At 68.1% G+C, this 24,291-nt stretch carries 19 protein-coding genes and 1 riboswitch; of the genes, 6 read left to right on the top strand and 13 right to left on the bottom strand.

The genetic code is table 11. The features are described 5' to 3' along the window. Window positions 1-60: 60 nt before the first annotated feature. Window positions 61-1,554 carry a YifB family Mg chelatase-like AAA ATPase gene (locus ROZ00_14180; protein ID MDT3737372.1) on the top strand — a complete coding sequence of 498 codons (1,494 nt, stop codon included), beginning with the start codon at window positions 61-63 and terminating at the stop codon, window positions 1,552-1,554. Here ROZ00_14180 and ROZ00_14175 read toward each other — a convergent pair. Genes ROZ00_14175 through ROZ00_14165 form a run of 3 tightly spaced genes read right to left on the bottom strand, consistent with a single transcriptional unit; the run spans window position 1,551 to window position 3,767 of the window. After that, window positions 1,551-2,837, bottom strand: coding sequence for an MFS transporter (locus ROZ00_14175; protein MDT3737371.1), 1,287 nt, complete (start codon window positions 2,835-2,837; stop codon window positions 1,551-1,553). The two genes, ROZ00_14180 and ROZ00_14175, sit on opposite strands and share 4 nt — an antisense overlap. After that, window positions 2,834-3,367 (bottom strand): redoxin domain-containing protein, encoded by a 534-nt coding sequence (locus ROZ00_14170; protein ID MDT3737370.1) that lies wholly within the window; start codon window positions 3,365-3,367, stop codon window positions 2,834-2,836. Before ROZ00_14170 ends, ROZ00_14175 begins: the two co-directional genes overlap by 4 nt. 13 nt (window positions 3,368-3,380) lie before the next feature. After that, complete coding sequence (locus ROZ00_14165; GenBank protein ID MDT3737369.1) at window positions 3,381-3,767, bottom strand: rhodanese-like domain-containing protein; 387 nt, start codon at window positions 3,765-3,767, stop codon at window positions 3,381-3,383. Window positions 3,768-3,870: 103 nt separating this feature from the next. On the opposite strand from ROZ00_14165, the gene ROZ00_14160 reads away from it, so the two are divergent. Continuing rightward, window positions 3,871-4,368: a hypothetical protein gene (locus ROZ00_14160; GenBank protein ID MDT3737368.1), complete on the top strand. Its 498-nt coding sequence runs from the start codon at window positions 3,871-3,873 to the stop codon at window positions 4,366-4,368. A gap of 31 nt (window positions 4,369-4,399) precedes the next feature. Beyond that, window positions 4,400-4,477, top strand: a riboswitch (SAM riboswitch). Between the two features lie 43 nt (window positions 4,478-4,520). Continuing rightward, window positions 4,521-8,180 carry a methionine synthase gene (gene metH / locus ROZ00_14155; GenBank protein MDT3737367.1) on the top strand — a complete coding sequence of 1,220 codons (3,660 nt, stop codon included), beginning with the start codon at window positions 4,521-4,523 and terminating at the stop codon, window positions 8,178-8,180. A gap of 6 nt (window positions 8,181-8,186) precedes the next feature. Here the strand turns inward: metH and ROZ00_14150 are convergent, their stop codons facing one another. Next, the gene (locus ROZ00_14150; GenBank protein ID MDT3737366.1) at window positions 8,187-8,516 is read right to left on the bottom strand and encodes a DUF1840 domain-containing protein; all 330 of its coding nucleotides are present in this window, start codon (window positions 8,514-8,516) and stop codon (window positions 8,187-8,189) included. Between the two features lie 38 nt (window positions 8,517-8,554). Between ROZ00_14150 and can the strand changes: the two genes are divergently transcribed. Genes can through ROZ00_14135 form a run of 3 tightly spaced genes read left to right on the top strand, consistent with a single transcriptional unit; the run spans window position 8,555 to window position 11,048 of the window. Further along, the gene (gene can, locus ROZ00_14145; protein MDT3737365.1) at window positions 8,555-9,196 is read left to right on the top strand and encodes a carbonate dehydratase; all 642 of its coding nucleotides are present in this window, start codon (window positions 8,555-8,557) and stop codon (window positions 9,194-9,196) included. Beyond that, entirely contained in the window at window positions 9,193-9,849 is a 657-nt protein-coding gene (locus ROZ00_14140; protein MDT3737364.1) for an MOSC domain-containing protein, read from the top strand. The genes can and ROZ00_14140 overlap by 4 nt, the downstream gene beginning before the upstream one ends. Next, complete coding sequence (locus tag ROZ00_14135) at window positions 9,846-11,048, top strand: MFS transporter (protein ID MDT3737363.1); 1,203 nt, start codon at window positions 9,846-9,848, stop codon at window positions 11,046-11,048. The genes ROZ00_14140 and ROZ00_14135 overlap by 4 nt, the downstream gene beginning before the upstream one ends. Here ROZ00_14135 and ROZ00_14130 read toward each other — a convergent pair whose 3' ends face one another. The 9 genes from ROZ00_14130 to rsmB form a co-directional block, all read right to left on the bottom strand. Beyond that, window positions 11,049-13,229, bottom strand: coding sequence for a primosomal protein N' (locus tag ROZ00_14130; GenBank protein MDT3737362.1), 2,181 nt, complete (start codon window positions 13,227-13,229; stop codon window positions 11,049-11,051). A 398-nt stretch (window positions 13,230-13,627) separates the two neighbouring features. Further along, window positions 13,628-14,695 (bottom strand): uroporphyrinogen decarboxylase, encoded by a 1,068-nt coding sequence (gene hemE / locus ROZ00_14125; protein MDT3737361.1) that lies wholly within the window; start codon window positions 14,693-14,695, stop codon window positions 13,628-13,630. Window positions 14,696-14,707: 12 nt separating this feature from the next. Further along, window positions 14,708-16,165 carry a potassium transporter TrkG gene (locus ROZ00_14120; GenBank protein MDT3737360.1) on the bottom strand — a complete coding sequence of 486 codons (1,458 nt, stop codon included), beginning with the start codon at window positions 16,163-16,165 and terminating at the stop codon, window positions 14,708-14,710. 1 nt (window position 16,166) lies between these two features. After that, a complete protein-coding gene (locus ROZ00_14115; GenBank protein MDT3737359.1) occupies window positions 16,167-17,624 on the bottom strand; it encodes a potassium transporter TrkG in 1,458 nt (485 codons plus the stop codon). A 17-nt stretch (window positions 17,625-17,641) separates the two neighbouring features. Further along, window positions 17,642-19,063 carry a Trk system potassium transporter TrkA gene (gene trkA, locus ROZ00_14110; protein ID MDT3737358.1) on the bottom strand — a complete coding sequence of 474 codons (1,422 nt, stop codon included), beginning with the start codon at window positions 19,061-19,063 and terminating at the stop codon, window positions 17,642-17,644. Further along, window positions 19,060-20,307 carry a response regulator gene (locus ROZ00_14105; GenBank protein ID MDT3737357.1) on the bottom strand — a complete coding sequence of 416 codons (1,248 nt, stop codon included), beginning with the start codon at window positions 20,305-20,307 and terminating at the stop codon, window positions 19,060-19,062. Before ROZ00_14105 ends, trkA begins: the two co-directional genes overlap by 4 nt. A gap of 13 nt (window positions 20,308-20,320) precedes the next feature. Further along, a complete protein-coding gene (locus ROZ00_14100; GenBank protein ID MDT3737356.1) occupies window positions 20,321-22,426 on the bottom strand; it encodes an ATP-binding protein in 2,106 nt (701 codons plus the stop codon). Then, window positions 22,423-23,040 (bottom strand): DUF4390 domain-containing protein, encoded by a 618-nt coding sequence (locus ROZ00_14095; GenBank protein ID MDT3737355.1) that lies wholly within the window; start codon window positions 23,038-23,040, stop codon window positions 22,423-22,425. Before ROZ00_14095 ends, ROZ00_14100 begins: the two co-directional genes overlap by 4 nt. Continuing rightward, complete coding sequence (gene rsmB, locus ROZ00_14090; protein MDT3737354.1) at window positions 23,000-24,289, bottom strand: 16S rRNA (cytosine(967)-C(5))-methyltransferase RsmB; 1,290 nt, start codon at window positions 24,287-24,289, stop codon at window positions 23,000-23,002. Before rsmB ends, ROZ00_14095 begins: the two co-directional genes overlap by 41 nt. Window positions 24,290-24,291 lie beyond the last annotated feature (2 nt).

Here is a 24,291-nt window from a genome sequence, read left to right as displayed (position 1 = left end):
CGGGCTGCTCTGCTGCGGGCTCACCGGCTGAGCCTGTTGTCATTTAAACTTGCCGGCATCATGTCGCTCGCCGTCCTCAAGAGCCGCGCCCTTGCCGGCATGTCAGCCCCCGAAGTCACCGTCGAGGTGCACCTCGGCCGCGGCCTGCCGTCCTTCGCCATCGTCGGACTGGCCGACACCGAGGTGAAGGAGGCGCGCGAGCGGGTGCGCGCGGCGATCCAGAACGCGCATTTCGAATTTCCTGCCTCACGCATCACCGTCAACCTCGCGCCGGCGGACCTGCCCAAGGAATCCGGCCGCTTCGACCTGCCGATCGCGCTGGGCATCCTCGCCGCTTCGGGGCAGATCAGCGGCAAGCATCTTGCCGCGCACGAGTTCGCCGGCGAACTCTCGCTCACCGGCGAGCTGCGGCCGATCCGCGGCGCGCTGGCGATGTGCCTGGCCGCGCGCGGGCAGGCGCGCAGTTTCGTGCTGCCAGCGGAGAGCGCCGCCGAAGCCGCGCTGGTCGGCACGGCGGCGATCCTGCCGGCGAAATCCTTGCTGGAAGTCTGCGCCCACCTCAACGGCCAGCAGGCGCTCGCGGCATATGCCGCCCGGCCCGCAGCCGCGGCGCCCGACTACCCCGACCTGTCGGACGTGAAGGGCCAGGCCCAGGCCAAGCGCGCGCTGGAAGTCGCCGCGGCAGGCGGCCACAGCCTGCTCATGATCGGCCCGCCCGGCACCGGCAAGTCGATGCTCGCCACACGCTTTCCCGGCCTGCTGCCGCCGATGGGCGATGAGGAGGCGCTGGAAACCGCAGCCATCCATTCGCTGAACGGCGGCTTCCGCATCGAACAGTGGAAGCGCCGGCCCTGCCAGGCGCCGCACCATTCCGCCTCGGCCGCGGCGCTGGTCGGCGGCGGATCTAATCCGCGCCCGGGCGAGATCTCGCTCGCGCACCACGGCGTGCTGTTCCTCGACGAGCTGCCGGAGTTCGAGCGGCGCGTGCTGGAGGCGCTGCGCGAGCCGCTGGAATCCGGCCACATCCGCGTCGCCCGCGCCGCGCACCGCGTCGACTATCCGGCGCAGTTCCAGCTGGTGGCGGCGATGAACCCGTGCCCGTGCGGGCACTTGGGCGAATCTCGCTGCCGCTGCACGCCGGATCAGGTGGCGCGCTACCGCGCGAAATTGTCCGGCCCGCTGCTCGACCGCATCGACATGACCATCGAGGTGCCGGCGCTGGCCGAGGGGGAATTGCAGGGGAAGGTGGATGGCGAATCCTCGGCGGCGGTGCGGTCGCGGGTGTCGGCGGCGCATGCGGCGCAGGTGGCGCGCCAGGGCAAGCCGAACAGCCGTCTCGCCACCAAGGAAATCGACAAGCTGTGCGCGCCCGACGAGGCCGGCGCGCAGCTGCTCAAGCAGGCCATCGCGCGCCTCGGCCTCTCGGCGCGCGCCTACCACCGCGTGCTGAAGGTGGCGCGCACGATTGCCGATCTGGCCGGCGCCGAGCGTGTGTCGAGCGCGCACGTCGCCGAGGCGATCCACTATCGCCGTCTTGCGGGGACTGACTTCTAGTTGGCGGTCTGTTTGCAGTAGGTCTCGCGCGCAAACAGGATCAGGACCAGGGACAGGATCACGCAGGCGTACATCATGGTGAAGCCGGCCTGCCAGGCGGCGGCATCGTAGAGGCGCACGCCGTTGGCGCTGGCGCCGCTCCAGCGGCGGTCGAGCATCCAGCCGACCGCCGGCTGCAGGAACATGCCGCCCATCAGCGGGCCCATGTTGCAGACGCCCGAGGCCGTGCCCATCAGGCGTGGCGGCACCGACTCCTTGGCAAAGGCGAAACCGATGATGAGGTTTCCCGAGAGAAAGCCCGTCACCACCAGCAGCGCCGCCAGCGGCCACACCGGCAGCGGCAGGAAGATGATCGCCGTCCAGCAGACGAGCACCAGCGCGGCGGTGACGACGTAGATGGGCTTCCTCCGGCCCATGCGCTCCGACCAGGTGCCGAGGATGGGCCCGCCCAGCGCCCAGGCGACGAGGAAGCTCGAGGTGATCGCCGCCGCCGTCTTCGTCTCGAGGCCGTGCACCTGGCGCAGGTAGGGCACGCCCCAGAGGCCGGCGAAGGTCAGCACCGAGCCGGCGATGCCGATCGGCACGACCACCAGGATCCAGGTGTTGCGATAGGAGAGCACCTCCATCAATCCGCGCCAGATGGAACCGTGCTGCCCGGTGCCGTGGCCGGCGCCGTGGAAGTGGCTGGCGTAGCCGGCCTCGGCCGGATCGTCGCGCACGCGCAGCCAGATGGCGGCGCACAGCGCCGCGGTCACCAGGGCGGAGACACCCATCACGGCGCGCCAGCCGAAAGCGTCGACCAGCATGCGCAGCGGCACGCCGGCGAAGACGCCGCCGACCACGCCCATGAACAGCGCCATGCCCGAGGCCAGCGCGAACTGGCGCGGCGCGAACCAGTGCGTGGCGAGCTTCAGCATCGAGACGAAGGCGACGGCGACCGAGGCGCCGATGAGCAGCCGCCCGGCATTGGCCCACCACAGGGTCGGCGCGAAGGCGAACAGCGCCGTGCCGAGCGCCGCCACGCCGGCGCCGCTGGCGAGCAACTTCCGCGGACCCCAGCGGTCGGCGATGATGCCCGTCGGGATCTGCATCGCCACGTAGGAATAGAAATAGAAGGCCGAGAGGTTGCCCAGCGCCGCGGCGCCGATGGCAAAGTCGTTCATCAGCTGGTCGGTGATGACGGCGGGTGCGACGCGCTGGTAGAAGGCGATCAGGTAGAGCAGGGCGCCGAGGCCCCAGACGAACCAGGAGAGCCGTGCGGGTGGTAGCTGACGCTCGCTCATGCGAAGGCCTGCGCCCACCACAGCCGCGCGCGCAGGCCCCAGCCGGTGGTGTAGCCCATGCCGGAGAAGCGGATGACGCGACGGCTATCGACGACGAACCAGGCCGGCGTGGCGCGCACGCCGAGCGCCCAGGCGATCTCGCCGCGCGTGTCGACCAGCGCCGGATAGGCCAGGCCGTGCTCGTGCATGAACTTCGCCACGGCCTCGACGTTGCCGGACTGCATGGCCAGGGTCAACACCGGCCAGTCTTCGGCGATGCCGGAGATGGTGCCCTCCTGGGCGCGGCAGATCGGACAGGTGCTGGACCAGACGTAGAGCAGCAGGGGCTTGCCGCCGGCTTCGTGGAGGACAGCGTCAAGGCTGACGGGGCGACCGTCGGCGAGCTGGCCGGCGATCGGCGGCATGCTGCCGGCCTGCATCTCGCGTCCCTGCCAGAGCTGCAGGGCGACGAAGGCAATCAGAAAAACCCAGATTTCAACAGGCAGGCCGAAGCGCCGCCGCGACGGCGGTGCCGGTTCCATCGCATTCATGTTGCGGCAAGCTTCAGCACTGTTCCCAGGGCAGCCCTTCGAAGCGCCAGCCGGCCTTGGTGCCGCGCCGGTGGTTATCGTCGAGTTCGCCCTCGAAGCCGTGCAGGACGTTGTAGACCTGGCTGAAGCCGGCCTCTTCCAGCGCGTGGCCGGCGGAGACCGAGCGGTTGCCGCTGCGGCAGATCAGCACGATGGGGCGGTCGACGCTGGCCGCCTTCTTCACGTGGGCGACGAAATGCGGGTTGATCTCCCAGTCCGGGCCGTCGTTCCAGGGAATCATCATAGCGCCGACCGGATGGCCGACGAAGAGGAACTCCATCTCGCTGCGGCAGTCGATGAAGAGCGCGGTCGGATTGTCGTGCAGGAACTGGTAGGCTTCCTTGGGTTCGAGATGCTTCATGATCATTCTCCGATGAGGCGATTCGAGTATAGCAGAGGCCTTCCGATGGCTTGGCCGCAGCAGTCCTGCAGGATTACACTCTCCGTCAGTAAGGAGATTCGCCATGTTCAGATCTTTCCTCATTCTGGCCGCAGGCATGCTGCTGGGCGCCGGCTGCACCCACCTCGGCGTCGGCGGCCTTGCGCCCGGCCTCGCCACCGAAGCGGACGTGCGGGCAAAACTCGGCGCACCCGGCATAAGCTGGACGGAGCCGGACGGCGGCAAGCTGCTCGAATATTCCGGCCAGCCCAACGGCACCTTCTGCCACCTGATCGCCATCGGGCCGGACGGCAAGGTGCGCGAGATCCGCCAGGCCTTCACCGAGGCGAATTTCCGCCGCGTCGTGCCCGGCCTGACGCGCGACGAAGTGCGCCGCCTGCTCGGCCGGCCGGAAGACACCCTGCGCTTCCACCTCAAGCCCGACGAGGAGGTGTGGACCTGGCGCATCGACGAGACCACCGAGAAGATCGAATACTTCATCGCCTATTTCGGCCGCGACGGCAGAATGCTGCGCAGCGAGCGGATGGTCGAATACAAGGCCAGCGGCCCGAGTTTCTTCTAGTCGAAATTGACAGCCCCGCCCGGCCGGGGTAAGGTTGCATCGCGCCGATTTGATATCAGCTTGCGGGGCGCGTTAAAAATTCCGCTAAAGCGAGCGCAGACCCGTTCGCCGCACCGACGAACGGGTTTTTTACTTTTGTTCACGCCATTGCCATGCAGCCCGACCGCAGCGAATTGCTCCGTACCCTCCTCGCCCAGCGCATCCTCATCCTCGACGGCGCCATGGGCACCATGATCCAGCGCCACGGACTGGCCGAGGCCGACTATCGCGGCGCGCGCTTCGCCGACCATGCGAAGGAGCTGAAGGGCAACAACGACCTGCTGCTCTTGACGAAGCCGGAAGTGATCCGCGGCATCCACGGCGACTACCTCGCCGCCGGCGCCGACATCGTCGAGACCAACACCTTCAACGCCACTTCGATCTCGCAGGCCGACTACGGCCTGGAAGCGCTCGCCTACGAGCTGAACGTCGCCGGCGCCAAGGTGGCACGCGAGGCCGCCGACGGCTATTCGACGCCGGACAAGCCGCGCTTCGTCGCCGGCGTGCTCGGGCCGACCTCGCGCACCGCCTCGATTTCGCCCGACGTGAACGACCCCGGCTTCCGCAACGTCACCTTCGACGAACTGGTGGCGGCGTACACCGAAGCCGTGCGCGGCCTCTGCGATGGCGGTGCCGACCTGATCCTCGTCGAGACCATCTTCGACACGCTCAACGCCAAGGCGGCGCTGTTCGCCGTCGAGCAGCATTTCGATCGCATCGGCCGGCGCCTGCCGATCATGATCTCCGGCACCATCACCGACGCTTCCGGCCGCACGCTCTCCGGCCAGACGACGGAGGCCTTCTGGAACGCGCTCAGCCACGCGCGGCCGCTGTCCTTCGGCCTCAACTGCGCGCTCGGCGCCAAGGAACTGCGCCAGTACGTCGAGGAGCTCTCGCGCGTCGCCGACTGCTTCGTCTCGGCGCACCCGAACGCCGGCCTGCCCAACCCGCTGGCGCCGACCGGCTACGACGAGACGCCGGAAATGCTCGCCGGCGAGATCGCCGACTGGGCGAAGCACGGCCTCATCAACATCGCCGGCGGCTGCTGCGGCACGACGCCGGCGCACATCGCCGCGATTGCGCAAGCGCTGGAGGGCATCGCCCCGCGCCGTCCTGCGCAGACTGACTTTTCCCTGAGGCTGTCGGGACTGGAGCCGTTCAACGTCAACGAAGACTCGCTGTTCGTGAACGTCGGCGAGCGCACCAACGTCACCGGCTCGAAGGCCTTCGCCCGCCTCATCCTCAACGGCCAGTTCGCCGAGGCCGTCGCCGTGGCGCGCGCCCAAGTGGAAGCCGGCGCCCAGGTCATCGACGTCAACATGGACGAGGCCATGCTCGACTCGCAGGCGGCGATGGTGAAGTTCCTCAACCTGATCGCTTCCGAGCCGGACATCGCCCGCGTGCCGGTGATGGTCGACTCCTCGAAGTGGGAGGTGATCGAGGCGGGCCTCAAGTGCCTGCAGGGCAAGGGCATCGTCAACTCCATCTCGCTCAAGGAAGGCGAGGCGAAGTTCCTCGAGCAGGCGCGCAAAGTCAGGCGCTACGGCGCGGCGGTGATCGTCATGGCCTTCGACGAGCAGGGCCAGGCCGACACCTATGATCGCAAGATCGGCATCTGCCGGCGCAGCTACGACCTGCTGGTGAAGGAAGGCTTCCCGCCCGGCGACATCATCTTCGACCCGAACGTCTTCGCCATCGCCACCGGCATCGCGGAACACGACAACTACGCCGTCGACTTCATCGAGGCGACGCGCTGGATCCGCGCCAACCTGCCCGGCGCCAAGGTCTCCGGCGGCATCTCCAACGTGAGCTTCAGCTTCCGCGGCAACGACCCGGTGCGCGAGGCGATCCACACCGTCTTCCTCTACCACGCCATCCAGGCCGGGCTTTCGATGGGCATCGTCAACGCCGGCCAGCTCGGCGTGTACGAGGACATCCCGGCCGACCTGCGCGAGCGCGTCGAGGACGTCGTCCTCAACCGCCGCCCCGACGCCGGCGAGCGCCTGGTCGAGGTCGCCGCCAGCGTGAAGGGGTCGGCGAAGGAGTCGACCCAGGACCTCGCCTGGCGCGACAAGCCGGTGCGCGAGCGCCTCGCCCACGCCATGGTGAAGGGCATCACCGACTTCATCGTCGCGGACACCGAGGAGGCGCGGCTGGAATCGAAGCGTCCGCTCGACGTCATCGAGGGTCCGCTGATGGACGGCATGAACGTCGTCGGCGACCTCTTCGGCGCCGGCAAGATGTTCCTGCCGCAGGTCGTGAAGTCGGCCCGCGTCATGAAGCAGGCAGTGGCCCACCTGCTGCCCTTCATCGAGGCGGAGAAGGCTTCGGGCGGCGCCCAGGCCAAGGGCAAGGTCGTCATGGCCACCGTCAAGGGCGACGTGCACGACATCGGCAAGAACATCGTCGGCGTGGTGCTCGCCTGCAACAACTACGAGGTGGTCGACCTCGGCGTGATGGTCGCGACGGACAAGATCCTCGCCGCCGCGCGCGAGCACAAGGCCGACGTGATCGGCCTCTCCGGCCTCATCACGCCCTCGCTCGAGGAGATGGCCCACGTCGCATCCGAAATGCAGCGCCAGGGCTTCACGCAGCCGCTCTTGATCGGCGGCGCCACCACCTCGCGCGCCCACACCGCCATCAAGATCGCGCCGAACTACGCGGGCACCACGGTGTACGTGCCGGACGCTTCGCGCGCCGTCGGCGTCGTCTCGCAACTGCTCTCGGCGGGACAGAGCGCCGCCTACCGCGCCGAGGTCGCCGCCGACTATGCGAAGGTGCGCGAGCAGCACGCGCAGAAGAAGGGTGTGCAGCTCGTCGCGCTGGAAGCGGCGCGCGCCAACCGCTTCAGGTTCGCGGGCACGCCGGCGAAGCCGAAGGCGCTGGGCGTGCAGGTGCTGGCGAACTACGACCTCGCCGCGCTGGCGCCCTGCCTCGACTGGGCGCCCTTCTTCCAGACCTGGGATCTCGCCGGATCGTATCCGGCGATCCTCGACGACCCGAAGGTCGGCGAGACGGCACGGCAGGTCTTCGCCGACGGCCAGGCCATGCTGAAGCGCATCGTCGCGGAGAAATGGCTTGCCGCCAATGGCGTGTTCGGCCTCTTCCCGGCCAACAGCGTCGGCGACGATGTCGAGATCTACACCGACGAATCGCGCCGGACGGTGCGCCTGACCTGGCACAACCTGCGCCAGCAGCAGGTGCGGCCGGCAGGGAAACCGAACTACTGCCTGTCGGATTTCATCGCGCCGAAGGACTCGGGCGTCGCGGATTACGTCGGCGCCTTCGCCGTCACCGCCGGCCTCGGCATCGAGAAGAAACTGGCCGAGTTCGCGGCGCAGCACGACGACTACAACGCCATCCTGCTGAAGGCGCTCGCCGACCGCCTGGCCGAGGCCTTCGCCGAGCACCTGCACCGGCGCGTGCGCCGCGAGTACTGGGGCTATGCCGCCGACGAGGCGCTGTCCAACGAAGAGATGATTGCGGAGAAATACCGCGGCATCCGCCCCGCCGCCGGCTACCCGGCCTGCCCCGACCACACCGAGAAGGGCCCGCTGTTCGCCCTGCTCGAGGCGGAGAAGCACACCGGCATGGCGCTCACCGAATCCTTCGCCATGCACCCGGCCGCCTCGGTATCCGGCTTCTACCTCGCCCACCCGGACGCGCGCTACTTCGCCGTGACGAAGATCGGCCGCGACCAGCTCGAGGACTACGCGAAGCGGAAAGGGATGACGCTGGCGGAAGCGGAGCGCTGGCTGGCGCCGGTGCTGTAGGTCGGGCTATACGCCCCACACTACCGGTTCGCCTTCCTTCAGGGAGAATTCCAGCAATTCGATGAGCGGCACGGCGCGGCGGGCCAGGCTGACGTACTCGCGCTTGCCGCCCTCCGGCGTCTTCTCGAAAAGGCGCTCGTCGTGGTCGACGACGGGCTTTTCGGCCTTGTCCTGCGCCACGGCGGCCTTCAGGCGGGCGATGGCCGCGGGCAGCTGCTCGACGGTGACGATGCCCTTGTCGGCAGGGTCCTTGCCCATGATCTCCATGAGGGTATGGGCGACGTCGCCGAACATCATGACGTCGCCGGCGGCTTTCGATTTGAAGACGATCAGCATGGGTGAGGATTATACGGCCCGCTGATAGAATTCCGCTCATGAATACCCTCAAGCACCTTTTCGAGAACAACCGCGCCTGGGCCGAGCGCATTTCGGCCGAGGACCCGGCCTTCTTCGACAAGCTGTCCCACCTGCAGTCGCCGGAGTACCTGTGGATCGGCTGCTCCGACAGCCGCGTGCCGGCCAACCAGATCACCGGGCTGGCGCCGGGCGAGGTATTCGTGCACCGCAACGTCGCCAACGTCGTGGTGCACACCGACCTCAACTGCCTCTCGGTGATGCAGTTCGCCGTCGACGTGCTGAAGGTGAAACACATCATCGTCTGCGGCCACTACGGCTGCGGCGGCGTGCGCGCGGCGCTGTTCGGCGATCGCCTCGGCCTCATCGACAACTGGCTGCGCCACATCCAGGACGTGCGCGACCGGCACGCCGGCCTGCTGTCCAGGCTCGCCGACGAGGCGGCGGCCGACCGCCTGTGCGAGCTCAACGTCATCGAGCAGGTCGCCAACGTGGCGCAGACCACCATCGTGCGCGACGCCTGGGAGCGCGGCCAGCAACTCGCCGTGCACGGCTGGATCTACGGCCTCTCCGACGGCCGCCTGCGCGACCTCGGCATGACGGTCGAGCGCCTCGACGCGCTGGCGGAGCGGCACCAGGCCGCGCTCAAGCAGCTCGCATGACGCGCCTCGACGCGGTCTACGTCGGCGGCATCCGCCCGCTGCCGCCGGAAGGGCATCCGAGCGGAATTTTCAAGACGGCAGTCAGCGGCCCCCTCCTGCTCGGCCCGGAAGGACTGGAAGGCGACGAACAGGCCGACCGCCGCGTGCACGGCGGGCCGTGGAAGGCGCTGCACCACTACGCCGCGGAGAACTACGCGCGGCTCGCCGCGGCCTTCCCCGACAAGGCGGCGCTGTTCGTGCCCGGCAGCTTCGGCGAGAACGTGTCGACCGCCGGCTGGGACGAGGACACGGTGTGCGTCGGCGACGTCTTCCGCATCGGCGCCGCCACGGTGCAGGTGAGCCAGCCGCGCCAGCCCTGCTGGAAGCTCAACCACAAGTTCGGCGAGGAGGCGCTGATGCGCTTCGTCGCCGAGCACTGCGTGGCCGGCTGGTACTACCGCGTCCTGGAAGGCGGGCCGATCGCGGCAGGGGATGACTTCGAGCTGATCGAGCGCAACGCCGAGCCGGTTTCCCTGCGCCACCTGTGGTTCGCCTTCCGCGCGCACCGACCCGATCCGGCGGAGCTGGCCATGCTGCGCGAGATCCCGGGCTTGTCGCCCAACTGGGTGCAGAAACTCGACGAGCGCGTCACCTGGCTGAAGCAGAACCGATGAGCGGCAATCTCTGGATCAAGGTATTCCTGCCCTTCGCCGCCGGCTACTACCTCTCCTACCTGCTGCGCACGGTGAACGCCGTCATCGCGCCGGAGCTGGCGCGCGAACTGTCGCTGTCGGCCGCCGACCTGGGCCTGCTCACCAGCGCCTACCTGCTGACCTTCGCGGCGTTCCAGATCCCGCTCGGCCTGCTGCTCGACCGTCACGGCCCGCGCAAGGTGGAGGCCGGCCTGCTGCTGGTCGCCGCAGCCGGCACCCTGCTGTTCGCCTTCGGCACCTCGGCCACCCAGCTCACCGTGGCGCGCGGCCTGATCGGGCTGGGCGTCTCGTCCTGCCTGATGGCCGCCTTCAAGGGCTTCGCGCAGAACTTCCCGCCGGAGCGGCAGGCCTCGCTGACCGGCGCCATCATGGCTTCCGGCGGACTCGGCGCGATCACCGCCAGCCTGCCGCTGGAGTTCGCCCTGCCGCTGATCGGCTGGCGCGGCGTGTTCGTGGGACTGACTTTCCTGCTGGCGCTGGTCGCGGCCTGGCTCTTCTTCAGCGTGCCGCAGCGCGACGTCGGCGTCGCGCGCGAAAGCCTGTCCACCCAGCTGAAGGACGTCGCCGGCATCCTCGCCCACCGCACCTTCTGGCGCTATGCGCCGCCGATGACCCTCGTCACCGGCGGCTTCATGGCGGTGCAGGGACTGTGGGCGGTGCCCTGGCTGATGAACGTCAATGGCCTGACGCGCCACCAGGCGGCGGAAGTCCTCTTCGCGCTGAACCTCGCCATGCTGGTCTCCCACCTCGGCATCGCCACCTTCGCGACGCGGCTGGCGCGCGCCGGCATCCGCCCGCCGGCGCTGCTCGTCGGCGGCTATGGCCTGGCGCTCGCCGTGCAGGCGGCGATGGTGGCCGGCCTGGAGCCGGCGGCGCTGCTGTGGTTCGTGTATGGCCTCGGCGTCTCCGGCGGCTCGCTGTCGTATGCGCTGCTCTCGGCCCATTTTGCGCCGTCGCTCTCCGGCCGCGTGACGACGACGCTCAACCTGATGCTGTTCATCGGCGCCTTCGTCCTGCAATGGGGGCTGGGCGTGATGATCGACGGATTGATCCTGGCCGGCTTCACGGAGGCGACCGCCTACCGCAGCACCTTTGCCATCATGCTGGCCCTGCAGGTGGCGGCCTACGCCTGGTTCTTACTGGAAGGCCGCCGCAAGTAATCAAAACTCCAGCGGGTCGACGTCGATGTGCCAGCGCAAGGCGCGCGATGTCTTCAGCGCACGGATGGCCGCCAGCCATTGCGCGAGGAAGGCCTGCAGCGCCGGCCGGCTGCGCGATTCGACCAGCAGCTGGGCGCGCTCGAGGTGGGCCAGACGGTGCAGCCGCATCGGCACCGCGTCGTAGAGCGACACCTGGCCTTCCGACAATTCTCCTCCCAGTTCCGACGCCATCTTCAGGAAAGCGAGCGCCTGCTTCAGCTCCGGCGCTTCGGCGCGCAGCATGGCCTGGTGGGTGAAGGGCGGAAAACCGGCGCGCTCGCGCTCGGCGAGCTGGGCGTCGGCGAAGGCGGCGAAATCGTGCGCCGCCAGGGCGCGGTAGAGGGGGTGCTCGGGATACTGGGTCTGCACCAGCACCTGGCCGGGCAGGGCGGCGCGGCCGCTGCGGCCGCCCACCTGCATGAGCTGGGCGAACAGGCGCTCGGGCGCGCGGAAGTCGGCGGCGAACAGCGCCGCGTCGGCGTTCAGCACGCCGACCAGGGTCAGATTCGGGAAGTCATGGCCCTTGGCCAGCATCTGCGTGCCGACGAGGATGTCGGCCTCGCCCTTGTGGATGGCCTCGAGCACGGCGTGCCAGCGCGACTGACTCTTGGCGCTGTCGCGGTCGACGCGCAGGATGCGCGCCTGCGGGAAGCGCGCCGCCAGCGCCTCCTCCAGCCGCTGCGTGCCGCGGCCGAAGGGATGCATGTCCTGGTTGCCGCAGGTCGGGCAGGCGACGGGGATGCGCTCCTCGCGCCCGCAGTGGTGGCAGCGCAGCCGCTTGTCGGCCAGATGCACCACCATGTTCGCGGCGCAACCGGGGCAGCGACTCACCCAGCCGCAGGATGGACAGGCCAGCACCGGCGCGTAGCCGCGGCGGTTGAGGAAGATGAGGCTCTGCTCGCCGCGCTCCAGCCTCGCGGCAATCGCCCGCAGCAAGTGCTCGCTCATGCCGTCCTGCAGCTTTTCGCGCCGAATGTCGACGCAGCGCACCTCGGGCATGGCTTCCGCAACCGCCCGTGCGGTCAGTTCGAGCAGGGTGTAACGGCCGGTCTGCGCGGCAGCCCAGCTTTCCAGCGACGGCGTCGCCGAGCCGAGGACGATCGGCACGCCGCGCTGCTTCGCCCGCCACACCGCCACGTCGCGCGCCGAATAGCGCATCCCCTCCTGCTGCTTGAAGGAACGATCGTGTTCCTCGTCCACCACGATCAGCGCGAGGCGCGGCAGCGGGGTGAACACCGACAGGCGGGTGCCGAGCACGATGTCGGCGTCGCCGTTCAGGGCCTGGAGAAACCCCGCCGCGCGCGCCCCCCCCGCCAGACTGCTGTGCAGGCTCACCAGCCGCGCGCCGGGAAAGCGATTGCTCACCCTAGCCTCGAGCTGCGGCGTCAGGGCGATCTCAGGCACGAGCAGCAGGGCTTGTCCGCCTTTTTCGAGCGCTTGCCCGATCAGCCGCAAATAGACTTCGGTCTTGCCGCTGCCGGTGACGCCGTGCAGCAGGTATGGGGTGAAGCGGCCGAAGGCCTGCGCGATGCCGTCCACCGCCCGGCGCTGCTCATCGAGCAGGTCGGGACCGGCAGCCGTCCTGCGGTCCGGCACCGCATGCTCGATACGCAGCCAGCCTTTTTCCAGCAAGTGCGGCATTTGCTTGCCGGCGGCGACGGACACCGTGCGCAGTTCCCGGCGCGTCATCACGCCGTTCGACTCGAGTGCCGCCAGCAGGCGCGCGGCGATGCTGCGCTGCGCAAGCTGCGGCAGCGCATTTCGCCCTTCTTCCGTGATGCGGAACATATCGCGGTCGGGCAGGCGCGGCAGCGCATCGCGCCGCCGCAGCGCCGGCGGCAAGGCCAGGGCGATGACTTCACCGATGGGATGCTGGTAGTAGCGGCTGCAGAATTCGGCCAGCGCCAGCCAGTCCGCCGGGAGCGGCGGTGCATCGCGCAGGATGGCGCGCACCGGCTTGAGTTTTTCCGGCGGAAGATCGCTGCCCGCGAGCACTTCCAGGATCACGCCGATCTTTTCGCCGCGCCCGAAAGGTACGCTCGCGCGTCGGCCGACATCGGATGCATCCGCATCGTGCGCGAAATAATCGAAGCCGCTCGGCAGCGGCACATCGAGCGCAACGCGGACGATCGGCGCATTCATTTCGAGAAATTTTTTTGTTGCGCTCGGCTTGGTTTCACATCTTCGCGCGAAGTATTGAAATCACCGCTAAGGTACTGCAATGAAAGCGCAATATTCTTGTCCACAAAATCTGTGGATAACTTTGTGGGAAAACTTTTCGTTATCGCCTTAACTCCGCTTCAGACAAGGAATTTCTTTGCTTTGCTCATAAAATAGACTACAAATAGTCATTAAAAATCAAAAGCATGAGATTTTGAATGAGACCCTGCTGAAAATCGGACATTTTCCCGGGCTGGAACAGGCTGTTGTGCATAAGTCAACCCCTCACGCCCTTTTGAAACATCTTTTTTTGCGTTGTTTTCCGGCTGTTTTTTGTGGCGTCCCGCGCGCCCCGGGGCGTGCGGGAAAGTCCCGGAAACCTAGAGCTGGCGCTGCTTGCGGCTGTGCTCGTGCACGGCATTCACGAGCGCCGAGACATGGTCCGGCGGCGTGAACTGGGAAATGCCGTGGCCGAGATTGAAGACATGGCCGCTGCCCGGACCGAAGGCGTCGAGGATGATGCGTGCTTCCTGCGCAATTTTTTCCGGCTGGGCAAACAGCGCCACCGGATCGAGGTTGCCCTGCAGCGCCACCTTGTCGCCGACGCGGCGGCGCGCCGCGCCGATATCGGTGGTCCAGTCGAGGCCGACGGCATCGCAGCCGATCGCCGCGATGTCCTCCAGCCATTGGCCGCCGCCCTTGGTGAATACGATGCTCGGGATGCGCGCGCCGCCGTGCTCCCGCTTCAGCCCGGCTACGATGCGTTGCATGTACGCCAGCGAGAACTCCTTGTAGGCGCGATGGCTGAGGGCGCCGCCCCAGGTATCGAAGATCATCACGGCCTGGGCGCCGGATTCGATCTGGGCATTGAGGTAAGCGGTCACTGCCGTGGTATTCACTTCCAGCACATGGTGCAGCAGATCGGGCCGGTCGTAGAGCATGGCCTTGATGGTGCGGAAGTCCTCCGAGGCGCCCCCCTCGATCATGTAGCAGGCGAGGGTGAACGGGCTGCCCGAGAAGCCGATCAGCGGCACGGAATTGTCCAGCGCGCGGCGGATTTCCGCCACCGCGTCCATTACGTAGCGCAGCTCGACGCCGGGGTCGGGCGCGGCCAGGTTGCGGATCTCCCATTCCTCGCGCAGGGGCCGCTCGAACTTCGGCCCCTCGCCTTCGGCGAAATACAGGCCGAGGCCCATGGCGTCGGGCACGGTGAGGATGTCGGAGAACAGGATCGCCGCATCGAGGTCATAGCGCGCCAGCGGCTGGAGGGTCACCTCGCAGGCCATCTGCGGGCTCTTGCAGAGGTTCATGAAGTTGCCGGCGCGGCGGCGCGTTTCGCAGTATTCGGGCAGGTAGCGGCCGGCCTGGCGCATCAGCCAGATCGGGGTGTGCTCGGTCGGCTGGCGCAGCAGGGCGCGCAGGAAGGTATCGTTTTTGAGCTTGTTCATCTTGCAAGTTTACTACTTGCGCCAGAAAGCCGGGGTCAGGACGACCAGAAGCGTGAATATTTCGAGCCGGCCGAGCAGCATGGCAAAGCTGCAGATCCAGACCTGAAAGTCGTTGAACACGCCGTAATTGCTGTCCGGCCCGACCAGGCCGAGGCCGGGGCCGGTGTTGTTGAAGCAGGCCACCGCCGCCGAGAAGGCGCTGACGATGTCGGCGCCGCTCGCCGCCAGCGCCAGGGTGAAGAAGATGGTGCTGGCCATGTAGAGGAAACCGAAGCCGAGCACGGCCAGGATGATCTTGTTCGGCACGACGGTGCCGCCCAGCTTGACGAATGTGGTGGCGTGCGGATGCATGGCATGGATGATCTCGCGGAAGACCTGCTTGTACAGGACGATGGCGCGCATCATCTTCAGGCCGCCGCCGGTGGAGCCGGCGCAAGTGACGAAGCTGCACAGGAACAGCATCCACAGCGGCGCGAAGAACGGCCATTTCGAGTAGTCGGTCGAGGCATAACCCAGCGTCGTCGCCACCGACACCGTGTTGAAGGCGGCGTGGCGCAGCGCGGTGGCGAACTCCGCATAGAAGCCCGCCTGCCAGATGTAAACGGCGACCAGCAGCACGCTTCCCCCGAGCACGCCCAGGTAAAAGGGCAGTTCGCCGTCGCGCAGGTAAGGGCGCAGGCTGCGGCCGGAGAGCGCGGCGAAATGGGTCACGTAGCTCATCCCCGACGCCAGCGCGAAGCCGATGGTGACGGCCTCCAGCGCCGGCGAATCGAAAAAGCCGAGGCTGGCGTCGTGGCTGGAGAAGCCGCCCAGCGCCACCGTGCTGAAGGCGTGGGTGAGCGCGTCCAGCCAGCCCATGCCGAGCAGTCCGTAGACCAGCGCGCACAGCAGCGTCAGTCCAATATAGATCTTCCAGAAGCCCTTGGCGGTCTCCGCCACGCGCGGCGTGATGCCGGCATCCTTGATCGGGCTGGGCACCTCGGCGCGCATCAGCTGGCGGCCGCCGACGCCGAGCAGGGGCAGGACGGCCACCGCCAGCACGATGATGCCGAGGCCGCCGATCCAGTGCAGCTCGGTGCGCCACAAGTTGATCGAGGGCGGCAGCCGGTCCAGGCCGCTGAGGGCGGTCGCGCCCGTCGCGGTGAGCCCGGAAACCGCCTCGAAATAGGCGTCGGCAAAGCCCAGCCCCGGGATGCCCAGCATCAGCGGCACGCTGGCAATGATCGGCAGCAGCACCCAGCACATCACCACCAGCAGGATGCCGTCGTTGGCACGCAGCTCGCGCCGGAAGCGCTGCGTCGCCAGCGCCGCAGCGCCGGCGCCTGCCAGGGTTCCCAGCAAGGCCTCGTCGAAGGCGGCCAGGGCGCCATCGCCGATCCACCAGGACACGCCGATCGGCAGCAGCAGGGCCAGTCCGAATATCAGCGCGATGCGCGCGAAGACGTTGAGGACGGCGAGCAGGCGTTCCATGTCACTTTCTCCAGAACGCCGGCGAGAGCACCACCAGCAGCGTGAAGATTTCCAGGCGGCCGAGCAGCATGGCGGCGGTGCACACCCAGGTCTGGAAGTCGGTGAGCGACTTGTAGGTGGTGGCCGGCCCCACCTCGCCGAGGCCGGGGCCGGTGTTGTTGAAGCTCGCCACCACCGCGGAGAAGCCGGTGACGACGTCCTGGCCGGAGAAGACCATCAGCAGGGTCAGGGAAACGACGATCACCATGTAGACGAAAGCGAAGGCCAGCACGGCGAAGATGATCCTGTTGGGCAGCGGCGCGCCCGCCAGCTTCACCGTGTGCACGGCATTCGGGTGCACGGTATGGATCACTTCCCGCATCACTTGGCGGAAGACGATGATGGCGCGCATCATCTTCAGGCCGCCGCCGGTGGAGCCGGCGCAGGTGACGAAGCTGCACAGGAACAGCATCCACAGCGGCGCGAAGAACGGCCACTGCGCATAGTCGGTGTTGGCGTAGCCGGTGGTGGTGGCGATGGACACGGCGTTGAAGGCCGAGAAGCGCAGCGCCGTGGAAAAGTCCGGAAAGGTGCCCGCCTGCCACAGATAGACGGCGATGCCCAGCACGCTGGCGTACATCACGCCGACGTACCAGCGGATCTCCGGATCGGCCCAGTAGAAGGAGAAGGAACGCCGTCGCGCCGCCATGAAGTGGGTGGCGAAGTTCATGCCGGCCAGCGTCATGAAGACGATGGCCACCGCCTCGACGGCCGGCGAATTGAAGAAGGCATAGGACGCGTCGTGGCTGGAGAAGCCGCCCAGGCCGAGGGTGGTGAACATGTGGATCACCGCGTCGCCCCAGTCCATGCCGGCCCAGGCGTAGCCGAGGGTGCAGGCGACCGCCAGCACGAAGTAGACCAGCCACAATCCCCGCGCCGTCTCGGCCATGCGCGGCGTCAGCTTGGATTCCTTGATGGGGCCGGGCGACTCCGCCGTGAACAGTTGGCGGCCACCGACGCCGAGAAGCGGCAGGATCGCCACCGCCAGCACGATCAGGCCCATGCCGCCGAGGAACACCAGGAAGGCCCGCCACAGGTTGATGGAAAACGGCAGGGTGTCCAGGCCCTCGATCACGGTCGCGCCGGTGGTGGTCAGTCCCGAGACCGCCTCGAAGTAGGCGTCGGTGAAGCTCATCGCCGGGAAGAACAGCAGCAGGGGCAGCGCCGCGAAGGCCGGCACCACGACCCACACCAGGGACACCAGCAGGAAGCCGTCGCGCACGCGCAGCTCGTCGCGATGCCGCCGCGTGAGCAGCCAGAGCATCACCGCCGCGGTGAGCGTAATGACAAGGCCGACCGCGAACGCCGCGAATGCCGCATCCCGCCCGAACCAGGCGACGGCGGCGGGCAGCAGCAGGGTCAGCGCGAACACCAGCAGCACCAGCGCGAAGACGCGCAGGACCGCCAGCGCATTGCTCATCGGCCGCCCCCGCCCGGCTACAGGAAGGCGAAGCCGACCTGGAAGAGCTTCTCGACCTTCGGCACGAGGCTCTTCGAGACGACGAAGACGATGACGTGGTCGCCGGCTTCGATCACCGTGTCGTGGTGCGCCATGATCACCTTGACCGGCCGCGCCCCGGCGCCCTCTTCCTGCGGCGCGCCCGGCTCCGGCAGGCCACGCACGATGGCGCCGATGGTGGCGCCCTTGATCACCGGCAGCTGCTCGATGCGGCGGCCGACGACCTGCGAGGATTTCTCGTCGCCGTGCACCACCAGCTCGAGCGCCTCGGCGGCGCCTCGGCGCAGCGAATGCACCGCCGCGACGTCGCCGCGGCGCACGTGCGCCAGCAGGGTGCCGATGGAAGTCTGCGCCGGCGAGATGGCGATGTCGATCTGGCCGCCCTGCACCAGCTCGGCGTAGGCGCGCCGGTTGATCAGGGAGACGACGCGCTTGGCACCCATGCGCTTGGCCAGCAGCGCCGACATGATGTTGTTCTCGTCGTCGTTGGTAAGCGCGATGAAGAGGTCCATCTGGTCGACGTTCTCGTCCTCGAGCAGCTTCTCGTCGGTCGCGTCGCCCTGCAGCACCAGCGCGTGGCTCATGTTCTCCGCCAGCCACTCGGCATGGCGCTTGTTGTGGTCGAGCACCTTGACCTGGTAGTCGCGCTCGATGGCGCGCGCCAGGCGGTAGCCGATGTTGCCGCCGCCGGCGATCATGATGCGCTTGACCGGCTTGTCCATGCGGCGCAACTCGCGCATCACCTGGCGGATGTTCTTCGTCGCCGCCAGGCAGAACACCTCGTCGCCGGCCTTGATGACGGTGTCGCCCTCGGGAATGATCGGCGTGTCCTTGCGGAAAATGGCGGCGACGCGCGCATCGACCTGCGGAATGTGCTTGCGCAGCTCCTTGATGGGATGGCCGACGAGCGGGCCGCCCTCGAAGGCGCGCACCGCCACCAGGCTGACCTGGCCGCGGGCGAACTCCAGCACCTGCAGCGCCTCGGGCACCTCGATCAGCTTGACGATGTAGTCGGTGACGATCTGCTCGGGGCAAATGGCGAAATCGACGGCGAAGTTCTCCGGCGTGAACAGCTCGGCGTAGTCGGCGAAGTCGGAAGAGCGCACGCGGGCGATGCGCGTCGGCAGGTTGAACAGCGCGTGCGCCGTCTTGCAGGCGCACAGGTTGGTCTGGTCGCTCTGCGTCACGGCGATCAGCATGTCGGCGTCTTCCGCGCCCGCCTGGCGCAGCACCGACGGGCTCGAGGCGTTGCCCGCCAGGGTGCGCAGGTCGAGGCGGTCCTGCAGCGAGGCGAGCCGCGCGGCGTCGGTGTCGACGATGGTGATGTCGTTGGCTTCCGACACCAGGCTTTCGGCCACCGAGGTGCCGACCTGGCCGGCGCCAAGAATGATTATTTTCATTGCTCATCCCCTTTTCTGCCGAGCGCGATGCCGAGTGCCTTGAGCTTGCGGTAGAGGTGCGTGCGCTCGAGGCCGGTCTTTTCCGCCAGCCGCGTCATGTTACCGCCCTCGAGTTGGAGGTGGTGTTCGAAATAGATGCGTTCGAAGGCTTCGCGCGCTTCGCGCAGCGGGAGGTCGAGCGGCAGCGCCTGTGCCGCTGCGGAGGGATGCGGCGCCAGCAGGCGCGACACCTCCTCGGCGGCAATTTCCTCCTCGAGCGCGCCCAATGCAAGGGAGCGTATGGCGCTCCGCAGTTCGGCGTAGCCGCCCGTCCACATTTGATTGCGCAATGCATTCAGCGCAGCCGTGGACAAGCGGCGCAGCGGAACTTCACCGGCCTCGACGAGATGAGTAAGTATCTGCGCGGCAATCTCCGGCACCTCGTCCCGCAGCTCGGCCAGGCCCGGGGCGCCCAGGCTGACTTCCGCCAGGCGGCGCGCGAGTGCTTCGTCGAAGCCGGCCGAAGCCAGCTCGGCTGCGCTTTGTGCGCTGGCCGCAACCAGCCGCAGATCGAACTTCTCCAGGCGGTCGAGCGCGAACGCCAGGTTCTTCTGCTGCAGCCGCGAGAGCGCCGACAACTCTGCGGCGAACAGCATGCCGCCCGTGGCCTGCTCCAGGGCCTCGAGCGCCAGCGGCTGGCCGTGACTGGCCAGGTCGAGCCAGGCCTTGCCCGGCGCCTGAAGGCTGCGGGCGCACAGCTCGGCCAGGCTGCCGGGACCGGTCTTCAGCATCAGGGCGCGGCTTCTCGCGGCGACCTGCTCCAGGCGTTTCTTCAGGTCGCGCAGCGGCGCGGCGCGGGTAAAGGCCGCCAGGGTCAACTCGGTGCGGGCAGGCGGTGCGGCCGACTTCTGCAAGGCGCGCTTGACGGCCGAAAGCAATTTCTGCAGGGCGATCGGCTTCTCGAGAAAATCCTGCGCCCCGATCCGCGTGGCCTCCACCGCCGTGTCGATGGTGCCGTGGCCGGACATCATCACCACCGGCATGTTGAGCTGGCCGGCAGCCGACCATTCCTTGAGCAAGGTGATGCCGTCGGTGTCCGGCATCCAGATGTCGAGCAGCACCAGGTCCGGGCGTGCGGCATTGCGCGCCAGCCGGGCGGCGGCGGCATGCTCGGCCAGCTGCACGTCGTAGCCCTCGTCGCGGAGGATTTCCGAAAGCAGCTCGCGGATGCCGATCTCGTCGTCAACTACCAGTATCTTTGCCATGCTGTTCCGTTTCTCACGCCGCCTGCGGCAGCCGTATCCTCACCTGCGCGCCATGCGGAGCGGCGTTGGCGATCTCGATCTGGCCGTGGTGCTCGTCCACGATCTTCTTGACGATGGCCAGGCCCAGCCCGGTGCCCTTCGCCTTGGTCGTCACGTAGGGTTCGAAGGCGCGGGCGAGTATTTCCTTCGGAAAGCCGCCCCCGTTGTCGCTCACCGAGAGCACCGCGCCGCGCCCCTCGGCGCGCGTGGCGATGCGTATCTCCGGATCGGCTACCTCGGCCAGCGCATCCTCGGCGTTGGCCACCAGATTATGGATGACCTGGCGCAGCTGTGCCGCGTCGCCGGCGACGCGCGGCAGGCCGTCGGCAAGCTCCACCGCCAGATGCGCGCGCGAGGTCTCGTAGAGGCCGAGCACTTCCTCGACGAGGGCATTGAGGTCGAGCGCTCCAAGCTGGGGCGGCGGCATGCGGGCATAGTCGCGAAAGTCGTTCACCATGTGCTTCATCGCCTCGACCTGGTTCACGATCGTCTGCGTCGAGCGTTCCAGCATTTCGCGCTCCGCGCCGGACAGCTTGTCGGCCAGCTTGTGCGCCAATCGCTCGGCGGAGAGCTGGATCGGCGTCAGCGGATTCTTGATCTCGTGTGCCAGCCGCCGCGCCACCTCGCCCCAGGCGGCGGAGCGCTGCGCGGCAATCAGCTGGGTGATGTCGTCGAACACCACCACACAGCCGCCGCCGGAGGCCTCGGGCAGGCGCGAGCCGCGCACCAGCAGCGCCTGCGGCACGCCGGCGCCGTTTTGCATCTCGATCTCGCGCTGCCACTCCCCCGATTGCTCGGTGCAGCCGGCGACGATGGCTTCGCTCAATTCCCGGTGACGGGTCCAGCCGGCGATGGGCTGATGCTGCGCATCGGCCAGATCGTCGTGCAGGATGGCGCGGGCGCCGTCGTTGGCGGCACGCAGCCGGCTGTCGGCATCGAAGGCGAGCACGCCTGCCGACAGGTTGCCCAGCACGCTCTCCAGGTAGGCGCGCGCGGCTTCCGTCTCGGCCCGGCTTTTTTCCGCCTGGGCGCGCGCCTCGTCGAGCTGGCGCGTCATCTGGCTGAAGGATTGCGTCAGCACGCCCAGCTCGTCGCGCGTGGAAACGATTTCGCGCGGCGAGTAGTCGCCGGCGGCCACCGCCTCGGTGCCGCGGGCCAGGATGGACAGCGGGGCGGAGAGCCTGCGCGCGAGCAGGAAGGCCAGGGCGATGGCGGTGAACAGGGAGAGCAGCAGCGCCAGGGTCAGCGTGAGGGTGTACATCCACTTCAGGCTGCTCTTCGCCAGCGACAGCTCCTGGTAGTCGCGATAGACCGCCTGCACGCTTTCGGCGCTGGCAGCGATCGAGGCCGGCACCGCCTGGGTGAGTTGCAGCACGCGCGTCTCGCCGGTAAAGGAATACGCGGCCACCGGTACCAGAACGCGCATCGTCAGTCCGGTCGTGGCATCGCCTTCCACGGCGCTGACACTGAGGCCCTGGCGCGCCTGGCGCAGCTGCGACGGCGAGGGCAGGTCGGGCAACAGGGAAGCGCGTTCGCCCGTGCTGCTGGCAATCACCTGGCCGCCCGCGGAAAGCAGGGTGGCCGTCTGCACGCCGGCCTGTTCGCGCAGCCGGTTCAACTGAGCCGATCGCATCGCGGCCGAGGCTTCGCCCAGCTCGAGCGCCATGGTGCCCGCCTTCTCCGACAGGTCGGCCAGCAGGTAGTCCAGGGCATTGCGGCCGAGATTGAGGCCGCCTTCCAGTGCCTTGTCCACCCGAACGTCGAACCAGGATTCGATGCTCTTCACGGCAAACTGCAGCGAGACGGCATACACCAGCGCACCGGGCACCACCGCCATCAGCGCGAACATCAGCATCAGGCGCAGCTTGAGGCGGGAGCCGAAGACCTGGGCGCGATGCTCGCGCCAGAGCTGGCGCAACTGCCACAGAACCAGGCCCAGCAGGGTGGCAGCGACGGCGGCGGTGAAGCCCAGCAGCAAACGGTACTCGCCGGCGAACAGCGCCGTGTTGGCGGACGCCGACGTCAGCAGGAAGAGCAGGATGGCGGCGAGCGCCGCGGCGACGATGAGCAGGATTCTCATTTGGCCAGAGTCTCGCTCGGCGGCGTGAAGCTCCAGCGCTTCACCTCGGCCGTGATGTTCCATTCCTTGTTGCCGATGGCGGTGACCTGGAACGGTTTGGGCAGCTGGGTCAGGTCCAGCTTCAGGCGCAGGGCGGCGTTGTACGGTTCTCCCGCCTTCAGCAGCGCCCTGTCCGCCACTGCCCAGTTGCGCAACCGCGCCAGCACGCCAAGCGCCTCTCCCAGCGAGACAAAGTTCTGGTGCAGCGCCCCCGTCGACAGGCGATACTGGCGGGTCAGCGCGTTGTAGGACAGGCGCCAGGTCTGCTGCCTGCCGGCGACATGCTCGTCTACCCAGTACCAGCGCGCCTTGCTCAGGGTGAACTCGGCGACGAAATACAGCGGCACCCCGTGCGCGACGACCTCCTCCAGGCGCTGGCCGATGTCGATGCCGAACTCCGCATCGACCAGCCAGGCTTCCTCGCCTGCGGTGATCTTGGCGCTTTTCACCTCGATCTCTGCGGCACTGCCGGCGAGGGAAAGCAGGGACAGCGCGAAGAACAGCAGCGCCGCGGCTATTCGGCACGCAGGCCGGTCAGGCCTGCTTCTCGAGGAGGGCGTAATAAAAGCCGTCATGTTCTTCGTTGGGCAGCAGCTGCAGCTCGGGCATGCCCGCGACCGGCAACCGCATGCAATCTTCTTGTCGCGCGGCGAAGGCCGCGACCTGGCGGCCGTTCTCCTCGGGGAAGAGCGAGCACGTCGCATACAGCAATTTACCACCGGGCGCGAGCACCCGCCACAGCGCATCGAGGATTTCCTCCTGCGCGCGGGCGAATTGCGCGATGTCCTTTTCGCGCCGCAGCCACTTGGCGTCGGGGTGGCGGCGAACCACCCCGGAGGCCGTACACGGCACATCGGCGAGGATGCGGTCGAATTCGCGGCCGTCCCACCAAGCCCCGAGCTCGCGGCAATCGGCCGGCGCCACCTTCGCCAGCAGACCGAGGCGGAACAGGTTCTCCGAGACGCGCAGCGCGCGGCCGGCATCGGCATCCAGCGCCAGCAGGTCGACGTCCGCCAGCTCGAGAACATGCGCCGTCTTGCCGCCCGGCGCGGCGCAGGCGTCCAGCACGCGCATGCCGTCGTGCGCGTCGAGCAGCGGCGCGGCGCGTTGCGCACCGCCATCCTGCACGGAGCACAGCCCCTCGGCGAAGCCGGGCAGGCGCTCCACCGGCACGGGCCGCTCGAGCAGGAGCGCCTCGCCGTCGAGCGGGCGAGCCGCCAGGCCCGCCGCCTCGAGCCGCGCCAGATAGTCAGTCGCCGCGATACGGCGGCGATTCACCCTCAGCGTCATCGGCGGACGGCCGTTGCCGGCTTCGAGGATCGGCTGCCAGCCGTCCGGATAGGCACGGCGCAGTCGGCCAATCCACCAGCGCGGGTGTTGCCAACGGGCGGCCTCGTCCTGCCCGGCGGCAGCTTCCAGCTCGGCCTGCCTGCGCAGGAAGTTGCGCAGCACCCCATTCACGAGCGCCTTGTACTTGCCGTGCGAGCGCGCGCCGGCGGCCTCGACGGCCTGGTCGACGATGGTATGCGCCTCCTCCGGCCGCACCGCCAGGCGCGACAGCGCCACCAGCAGCAGCCCCCGCACCGGCCCGTCCCGCAGCGGCTTGTCCATCAGCTGCGACAGGTAAAAATCGTCGCGCCCGAAGCGCCGCAGGGCGGAGTAGGCCAGGTCCTGCATGGCGCCGCGCTGCCCGGACGACAGGTCGGGCATGCTCCGCCAGAGGCCGGCCAGGGCTTCATTCAGGTTGCGGCCGGTAAGAACTTCGGCAACGGCCCCGGCAGCGCCGTGCAGGGCGTAGGCAAGCGATGTTTCAACGAGGGGCATGG

Origin of the sequence: Denitratisoma sp., assembly GCA_032027165.1 — a bacterium.
Taxonomy (GTDB): domain Bacteria; phylum Pseudomonadota; class Gammaproteobacteria; order Burkholderiales; family Rhodocyclaceae; genus Desulfobacillus.
This window is presented reverse-complemented; position numbering and strand designations above follow the sequence as displayed.